The organism is Novosphingobium olei (assembly GCF_012927405.1).
GTDB classification, from domain to species: Bacteria; Pseudomonadota; Alphaproteobacteria; order Sphingomonadales; family Sphingomonadaceae; genus Novosphingobium; species Novosphingobium olei.
On the sequence record NZ_JABBGM010000031.1, the window covers coordinates 1 to 5,224 of the forward strand.

General features: G+C 61.1%; 7 protein-coding genes. 5 read left to right on the forward strand and 2 right to left on the reverse strand.

Annotated elements, in window-relative coordinates; genetic code table 11:
- Positions 1–233: 233 nt before the first annotated feature.
- Positions 234–470 carry an FAA hydrolase family protein gene (locus HHL27_RS21965; protein WP_169495498.1) on the reverse strand — a complete coding sequence of 79 codons (237 nt, stop codon included), beginning with the start codon at positions 468–470 and terminating at the stop codon, positions 234–236.
- Positions 471–1,099: 629 nt separating this feature from the next.
- Between HHL27_RS21965 and HHL27_RS21970 the strand changes: the two genes are divergently transcribed.
- The 5 genes from HHL27_RS21970 (at position 1,100) to HHL27_RS21990 (ending at position 3,400) form a co-directional block, all read left to right on the forward strand.
- Complete coding sequence (locus tag HHL27_RS21970; RefSeq protein WP_169495499.1) at positions 1,100–1,756, forward strand: DUF6088 family protein; 657 nt, start codon at positions 1,100–1,102, stop codon at positions 1,754–1,756.
- A 4-nt stretch (positions 1,757–1,760) separates the two neighbouring features.
- Positions 1,761–2,099: a hypothetical protein gene (locus tag HHL27_RS21975; RefSeq protein ID WP_206069795.1), complete on the forward strand. Its 339-nt coding sequence runs from the start codon at positions 1,761–1,763 to the stop codon at positions 2,097–2,099.
- Complete coding sequence (locus tag HHL27_RS21980; protein WP_169495500.1) at positions 2,096–2,833, forward strand: zeta toxin family protein; 738 nt, start codon at positions 2,096–2,098, stop codon at positions 2,831–2,833. The genes HHL27_RS21975 and HHL27_RS21980 overlap by 4 nt, the downstream gene beginning before the upstream one ends.
- Entirely contained in the window at positions 2,834–3,109 is a 276-nt protein-coding gene (locus HHL27_RS21985; protein WP_169495501.1) for a hypothetical protein, read from the forward strand.
- 114 nt (positions 3,110–3,223) lie between these two features.
- Positions 3,224–3,400, forward strand: a complete 177-nt coding sequence (locus HHL27_RS21990) for a hypothetical protein (RefSeq protein ID WP_169495502.1) — start codon at positions 3,224–3,226, stop codon at positions 3,398–3,400.
- Positions 3,401–3,596: 196 nt separating this feature from the next.
- Here HHL27_RS21990 and HHL27_RS21995 read toward each other — a convergent pair whose 3' ends face one another.
- Positions 3,597–4,991, reverse strand: a complete 1,395-nt coding sequence (locus HHL27_RS21995) for an ISNCY family transposase (RefSeq protein ID WP_169495503.1) — start codon at positions 4,989–4,991, stop codon at positions 3,597–3,599.
- Positions 4,992–5,224 lie beyond the last annotated feature (233 nt).

Sequence of the window (5,224 nt, forward strand, 5' to 3'; positions counted from 1 at the left end):
CGTAGTCAGATCGAACCCCAATCGCTGCCGCCATCGCAAGCCTCCTTGTGCTTGCAACGTCGAATCAGATTTTCATCCGCTTAGGAATCCCCGGCGTGAGTCAGACTCAGCGCGCCTTGGTATTAGGGGCCAGCTATGCCGCAGCGTTCAGGAGATTAACTGGCGTGGCCGCGCCAACGCCTGAGGAAACAGTCTCTCCGTAGAGCGTCACTTCCATCTTTGCCCTGTGGAGTTCAAGCCCGGCCGGCGGCAGGGCCATGATCGGCGATGACGAAGAGCGCGGAGGAACGTTTATGGGCTACGGCATCGACGAAAGTAATCTTCCAGTCGGTGATGCTGCTGTCCACCATCCCGATCGATAGCTTGGCAAACTCGGTCTGCTCCATGAACGTCCAAGCGCAGTCAGGCGTCGCGATTTCACGCGCAAGGTGTTCGGCAAGGTCGGCAAAGTTTGAGAAACGGTCCGTCATGATAACCTCCAAAAGGAATTTCCTCTCATCACGCTGATGAAAGTTGCCCATCGAAGGGGTGCCGGAGTCAGGCAGTCAGGGACGGCAGCGCGCGCGCTGCCGCCGCGAACAGCGGGCGCGGGGGGAGCCGCGATCCTTGACGGCCGCCAATCTCCCGGGCGTCATGCTATGGCGATGCTGATTTCGCTCAGCCACCAAGATGAGAGAGAGATTACGGTTTTGCCCCCGAACCCCTTTTGGGCGTTCGGGGTCAACCGCAAAACGCCGCTCGTCTGTGCTCCGCCTGTTCGTCCTGAACGAGGAAGGTCACGGGCTCGCTGCGGGGCGCTCTGGCTGCGCCAATTTTGGCGCGGCCCAACACAGAACGGACCCCTTGCCGGAGACAGTCAGTCGGCCCGTGGCCCGGTGCATCGCACGGGCGCGGGGCGGCGACGGAGGCGTAGGCGAGAGTGCCGGCGGCCCAATGCGAGAAGTCCCGCACCCGCAGGAGCGCAGCCCGCAAGGGCGCGCGGGACTGAGTGCGACAATCTTGACGGGGCCGCTCATCATGCTCGTCGTCGGGATGTGCGAGGTGCAATGGTTCGTTAGAAATACATGTGCTAGTTTCTAACGAAAGGAGCACTCGAATCATGTCCGCCGTGGCCGACAGGATCATGAAGCGCGTTCGCGCAAAAGGGCGAGGGTGGGTCTTCACACCTAAGCATTTCATCGACTTCGGCACACGCGGCTCCGTGGACATGGCATTGTCGCGCCTTGCGCAAGCGGGCGAGGTCCGCAGGATCGGGCGCGGCCTCTATGATTATCCGCAGCTGCACCACAAGCTGGGCACGTTGACGCCGGACGCCGAAATGATCGCGCTGGCCGTGTCGGCTCAAAGCGGCGACCAGCTCGCACCGTCGGCAACTGCCGCAGCGAACGGGCTCGGCCTCTCGACGCAGGTGCAGGCGAAGCCGAGCTATGCGACAACGGGACGAACTCGCGTGCGTATGGCAGCAGGCCGCAGTATCACGCTCAAGCACAGCCGTGCACCGGTGCTGGTCAATGCGTCGGCAATGGCGAACGGGGTGGTCCAGCTTCTGGCCAGTCTCGGACGCAATAAAGTCGATGCCGACGCGATTGCGCATCTCTCCGCCCGGCTCGATGACAAGGACCTGCAGGCGCTGCTCAAAGGCAGACGAGTAATGCCAGGCTGGATGGGGGATGTCGTTCTTCGATTGAACGCTCACCGTCGCGGCGCGACCGATGCAATCAGGGGTGGCAAGAATCCACCTGAAGGGTTATCTTGAAATCATGGCGAACCAAGGCACCAAATCCCGCACCGGAACCAACGGACAGTTTGTCGTCGTGCGCACCAAGGGCGCACGTGGCTCCAAGGTGAAGTTTGGCAGCGTGACCATCAGTGGCAGCAAGCCGTCGGCCGGGTTGGTCAAGAAGAACATCGAACGCAGCACGGCCGCGCTTGAGCGCGTCGTGAAGCGCCTCGAGCGTCCGGGCGTCGATATCCGCGCGAAAAGGGATGTGCCGCAGTTCTCGGTCGCCGATGGTGAGCCTGGCGTGTTCATTCGCCGGCTTAACGGGCGCATCAATCGGGGACGTCTGGTCAACGGTGCGTTCGAGGTCATCGATTGACCTTTCTTTCGGACGCCGTCGAGCAGATCCTAGCGGCGCAGCAGAAGACCAAGAAGCCATTGGCGATCGTCCTCGCGGGCCACAACGGCTCTGGTAAGTCGACGATGTGGCGCAAGCGGCTCTCCGGTCAGTTGCAAATCCCGCTGATCAATGCGGACCGCATGATGCTTTCCATCCTTCCGGAGCCAGGAAGCGATGGTGCGCTTGACGAGTGGGCGCAAACGTTGCGCGACACAGACGAGAGCTGGATGCGCGTGGCTCAGGACGGCGTCCAAGCCTTCGTCGGCCATGCAATGGGGGCGAAAGTCCCATTCGCGATGGAGACGGTGTTTTCATATTGGGAGGAGCAGCCCGATGGAACGGTTCTGTCAAAGATCGACCTGATCGAGGATATGCAACGCGCAGGGTATTTCGTTCTGTTGTTCTTCGTCGGGCTGACAAATGCCGATCTGTCTATCTTGCGTGTCCAGACCCGAGTAGCCGAGCACGGGCATGACGTACCGATGGAACGGCTGTTGAAGCGGTTCCCCAAGACACAACGAGCAATTGCCGCAGCGTCGAAGGTTGCTGATGCCGCAATTTTCACGGACAACAGCCGCGCTCTCAAACAGGCTTTCACCGTTTGCCGTGTCCAGCTGGGCGAGAGCGAGCGCTACGACCTACGCTCAGGTCCTGCCAGCGTGCCGCCCGCAATCGCGGAATGGCTCGAGGTCGTGGCACCACGCGAGACTTGAATGGAATTCGACGACCAGATGCGGCGCTTCTTTGGGACCGATGATCTCGGAGCGGTTTCGCCCGCAGCGATGGCCAGCGGCATCGTGCGGATGCAGGTCGAATTCGGCCTCGAGACTGACAAGGGGCGCAAGTTCGCGATGTGGTCGCTGCTCTACATGCTGGGTTCAGCACCAGACCTCGACGTCGCCTTCAAGGACGAGCGCGACCGCGATGCGGCCCGCACGTTCATGGACCTTCTAGATCGGGCAAATGCCGCGGAAAGCGGTCCAGCATAGGGCTCGAAAGGCTTGTCGGTGACGGAAATTACCCCGCATTCTCGCCGTTTTCCAATTTGCAGGGTAAAGCTTGCAATTCAGGCAATTAAGTGGCGCTGATACGGAGATCAGATCATGGCAGAGCCGCTGATCATAGCTGTCGACGACAACGGCGAGTTTCAACTCCCTGACGAGGTCATGGCCCGTCACGCATGGGGCCCAGGGTCACGCCTCGCACTGGAAGTCATTCCGGGAGGTCTGTTGATCAAGTCCGCCCTGATCGAGGCGCACGATTCTGAACCCGAGACCTGAGTGGTGACATCTCTATTTTGCAGAGACCGTTGTTCGTGCAAGTTAGACAAGTCCTATTTTCCGCAAAGTAGAGATGTCCCACTCGCGTTCAGCAGGGGCTATGCGTAGCGTTTCAACCTTGCGCAGCATAGACCCTGCTGGTGCGCTGCGGTTGCTGGGATGCGCCCTGGACCCGCTGCGATAGCAGTGGGCTCCCTCAACAGTTCTCCAATACGCGCGGAGCTGCTCCCGTAGGCTTGATCCGGCGCAGGGGAGGGCGTCCGCGTTTGGGCTTGATTGGCAGGCCGTCGGGGCCGAGCGGGGGAGGAAACAGGTGCGTTGGTTGCGATCGACGCTTCGGCTCGTTGGTGTTCCGCTTCCTGGGCGGCAACTGCTCCTGCATCAGCTTCGCCGTGGCCAGCGCCGCGTCGAGATGCTTGTTGTCGACGATGGCAGCCTGGTTCACCTGCCGGATCTTGTCGTGCATCCGGTAGGGGAGGGCATGCTCGCCGTGGCGGATCTCAAGGCCGCCATCGGGGTACTCGCAGACCTCCACGCGCTTGCCGACCAGAGAACGGCTGATCTCGTTCAGCTCCAGGATAAACTGCGCCTTGTTGTAGTGCAGCGCCAGCGCCTGCGTCACCGTGCGCCACTCGCGCCAGACCAGCTGCGTGCGCAGATCGTCATGCGGTGCCAACGGCCGGTGCAGATCGCGCGGATCGAACGCCGGCTTCGCGAACCGTTCGCTGTGCCGTTCCATATAGCCAGGCAGAAACGCGTTCGCCTCGGCGATCGTCGATATTCCTTCCAGTCGCATCGCCTTGACCAACCGGTCCTGTAGCGTCGAGTTGGCACGCTCGACCCGCGCTTTGGCCTGCGGTGAGTTGGCGCAGATAATCTCGATGTTCAGTGATTCCATCGCCCGCCCGTAGTGGGTCATACCGTCGCCGTTGGCACTTGCGGTGTTGTTCCGGAAGACGCCGTGCTTGTCGGAGTAGAACGCCACGGGCTTGCCATGCCGCTCGATGTACTCCCGGGTTGCATCCATGTAGGCGAACGTGCTCTCGCTCTCGACCATCTTCAGCTGCATCAACTCGCTGGTCGCGTCGTCGATGTAGACCAGCAAGGTGCACTGCGGCCCGCGGTCCTCCATCCACCAATGCTTCGAGCCATCGACCTGGATCAACTCGCCGCGACAATCCCGGCGATAACGTGGCTGATACGGCCGTGGCCGCCGCGCGTCGCGATCCTTCCAGAGCCCGGCCGCGATCATCAACTTGCGCAGCGTCTCGTGCGAAATGACAATGCCGTGCCGCTCCGACAGATACTCGGCGGCGAGCGTCGGTCCAAAATCCGCATAATGCTCGCGCACCAGCGACAGGACCTGTTCCCGAAAGGCATCGCTGTGCCTACGGTTGCTCGGGCGCCCACGCTTGCTCGAAACAATGCCTTCAGCGCCGTCAGTTCGTACACGGATCAACAGCCGCCCGACCTGGCGCCGCGTCAAGCCAAGCAGGTTCGCCGCATCCTGAACCCGCAGCTCCCGACGGATCACTCGAAGCAGCGTATCGTACCGCGAAAGCTCGCCATGGCTCATCGCCAACACCGTCATAAGCGCCGTCCTCCAGTGCTGAGGAGGACCATGCCACCGCGGCCCGCGAGCGCCCATCACGATGGGACATCTCTACTTTGCGCTTACACATGCTCCAGTTCGATAATATTTCTTATGTTAATACCGATACCATAACTGTCCATGTAAACTGTGTCCAGTGTGATGGCGAAAGGCTTGCAGTCACGGGGGTCTTTCAACAGTATCAGCGACCGTGTCCACTCCGTTCGCTACGA

Coding starts and splice junctions, on each gene's coding strand:
- HHL27_RS21965 (WP_169495498.1), bottom strand. CDS start 470: ATGACGGACCGTTTCTCAAACTTTGCCGACCTTGCCGAACACCTTGCG.
- HHL27_RS21970 (WP_169495499.1), top strand. CDS start 1,100: ATGTCCGCCGTGGCCGACAGGATCATGAAGCGCGTTCGCGCAAAAGGG.
- HHL27_RS21975 (WP_206069795.1), top strand. CDS start 1,761: ATGGCGAACCAAGGCACCAAATCCCGCACCGGAACCAACGGACAGTTT.
- HHL27_RS21985 (WP_169495501.1), top strand. CDS start 2,834: ATGGAATTCGACGACCAGATGCGGCGCTTCTTTGGGACCGATGATCTC.
- HHL27_RS21990 (WP_169495502.1), top strand. CDS start 3,224: ATGGCAGAGCCGCTGATCATAGCTGTCGACGACAACGGCGAGTTTCAA.
- HHL27_RS21995 (WP_169495503.1), bottom strand. CDS start 4,991: ATGACGGTGTTGGCGATGAGCCATGGCGAGCTTTCGCGGTACGATACG.